Below are 477 nucleotides of genomic sequence, written 5' to 3' on the forward strand. Positions count from 1 at the left end.
GGATCGATACCGCCTCCCGTGTCTTCTATCGTGATCATCACGCCGGACGCGCTTGATTTAGCGGAGTTTATTCGAATCTCACGAACACTGCTCTGCAGCGTACCCATCGCATCTATCGCGTTCACGAGAAGGTTGAGTGCAACCTGTTGAAGTTGAATACGATCACCGAAGATCATGGGCAGATCACTCGACAGGTTCGTATAAACGGAAACTCGGCTTTCTCGGAAACGGCTTTGCAAAAGCCCCAGCACCTCTCTGATTACGACGTTGATCTCAATCCAGGACCTCTTTGGTTCTGCACGCATAGACAGCGCTTGGACGCGCTTGATGATTTCACTTGCTCGGTTTGCGTCGCTGACGATGCTATCTATCGAAGACGCGGCTTTTTCTAGGTTCGCGGGATCTCCGTGAATCCAGCGTGTACATGCATTGGCGTTGGTCACGATTGCGGCGAGCGGCTGATTGACCTCATGGGCG

The 477-nt window shown here is 52.6% G+C and carries 1 protein-coding gene; it reads right to left on the minus strand.

Annotated elements, in window-relative coordinates; all coding sequences use genetic code 11:
• Window positions 1-477, minus strand: a 477-nt coding sequence (locus AACY52_RS30605) for an ATP-binding protein (protein WP_339561429.1), incomplete at both ends; no start/stop codon positions are given.

Origin of the sequence: Pseudomonas sp. EA_65y_Pfl1_P113 (assembly GCF_963970525.1) — a bacterium.
Lineage (GTDB): Bacteria > Pseudomonadota > Gammaproteobacteria > Pseudomonadales > Pseudomonadaceae > Aquipseudomonas > Aquipseudomonas tritici.